Origin of the sequence: uncultured Rothia sp. (assembly GCF_937976295.1) — a bacterium.
Taxonomy (GTDB): domain Bacteria; phylum Actinomycetota; class Actinomycetes; order Actinomycetales; family Micrococcaceae; genus Rothia.
The window spans coordinates 1-1720 of record NZ_CALJRY010000045.1; the positions used below are offsets into that span (position 1 = coordinate 1).

General features: G+C 62.6%; 2 protein-coding genes. Both read left to right on the forward strand.

The genetic code is table 11. From position 1 onward, the window contains the following. A partial coding sequence (rsmA, locus tag Q0216_RS01270) for a 16S rRNA (adenine(1518)-N(6)/adenine(1519)-N(6))-dimethyltransferase RsmA (RefSeq protein WP_298592304.1) occupies positions 1–771 on the forward strand: 771 nt, incomplete at its 5' end. 68 nt (positions 772–839) lie between these two features. Continuing rightward, on the forward strand, positions 840–1720 hold an 881-nt coding region (locus Q0216_RS01275), incomplete at its 3' end, for a 4-diphosphocytidyl-2C-methyl-D-erythritol kinase (RefSeq protein ID WP_298592306.1).

Genomic DNA, 1720 nt, shown 5'->3' on the forward strand with positions numbered 1-1720 from the left:
CCCAATACGATTCGTCGTATTGTCAACGCGGCAGAGATTTCACCGGAGGAGACGGTGCTGGAGGTCGGCCCCGGTCTGGGTTCGTTGACCCTCGGTATCCTGGACGCTGCGAAGGATATGGTGGCGGTTGAGATTGACCCGCCGCTGGCTCAGCAGCTTCCGCACACAATTGAGAAGTTCCGCCCCGAGAAGGCGGGCGATATTGACGTGGTACTCATGGACGCTCTGAAGGTCACCGAGCTGCCTCGCACACCGGATGCTCTGGTGGCGAACCTGCCCTATAACGTGGCGGTTCCGGTGCTTCTGCACCTGTTTGCGCAGTTCCCGAGCATCCGTCACGCCCTGGTGATGGTTCAGGATGAGGTTGCCGACCGTCTTTCGGCGACCCCGGGTTCAAAGATTTACGGTGTGCCCTCGGTGAAGGCTAATTGGTATGCCGAGGTGTATAAGGCGGGCGTGATCGGTAAGAACGTGTTCTGGCCCGCGCCGAAGATTAACTCGGGCCTGGTGGGTTTCCGTATGCGCGAGGAGCCTCTCTCTACCGTGGACCGCGACCTGGTGTTCACAATTGTGGACGCCGCTTTCGCTCAGCGCCGTAAGACTCTGCGTGCGGCGTTGAGTTCCTGGGCGGGTTCGGGTGCGCGTGCGGAGCAGATTCTGGTGGCTGCCGGTATCGCTCCGACGGAACGCGGCGAGAAGCTGGATATTCACGGCTTTATCCGCATTGCGGAAGCTTCGCTGACTGTCCCGGCTGAGCCTGTAGCGGAGTAGCTTCTTCCCGCTCTAAATTTTTCACTGACGTTCTCACGCGAGTTCCCGCGCGAAAGGTGTATGCGCTGATGAGTACAGCCTCCCAGGTCGCTATTTCGGTTGATGCTCCCGGTAAGGTCAATCTGTACCTCGCCGTGGGGGATGTCCGCCCGGACGGCTACCACCCGTTGACTACGCTTTTTGCGGCGGTCTCTCTAACGGAGACCATCACGGTCTCTGAAGGGCAGACACCGGGGCTGAGGCAGACACCTGGGCTGAGTCTGAGCATGGATATTGTGCCCGGCTCCCTGGTGGATCAGCAGATGCAGGCGGGTCAGTTCGACCCTGCCGCGGTGCCGATGGACGAGCGGAACCTCGTGTACCGTGCCGCCGAGCTGATTCTTGCGGAACACGGTATTGGATCCGCCCCGGCACTGCACCTGCATATTGCGAAGGCTGTGCCCGTGGCGGGCGGTATGGCTGGCGGCTCAGCGGATGCGGCTGCCGCCCTCATTGCTACGGACCGCTACCTGTACACAACCGGCCGCACCGGTGCGCTGTTGACCCAGACAGATTATGAGCGTCTCGCCGCGCAGCTGGGCGCCGATATTCCCTTTAGCGTGCGCGCCGCGCTCGGGCAGACCTTCGCCCTGGGGCAGGGGACCGGTACCGAGCTGCAGAACGTTGTGGCGCCTCGTAAGCCTCTGCACCTGGTGATTGTCGCCGCGCAGTTTGGCCTCTCAACCCCCAGCGTATTCAAGCAACTGGATGCGGGCCGCGCCTCGGGGCTGTACCCCGCCTCCGGTGAGCTGGTGAAACCCGCAGAGCTTCTGTCCGCGCTGAGCTCCTATGACGGTTCGGAGGCGGCGCTCGCCTCCTTGGCGCCGCTGCTACGTAACGACCTGCAGGCTCCGGCGCTTTCGTGCGCCCCGCAGCTGGAACAGACCCTAAACCTGCGCGATAGCGAGGG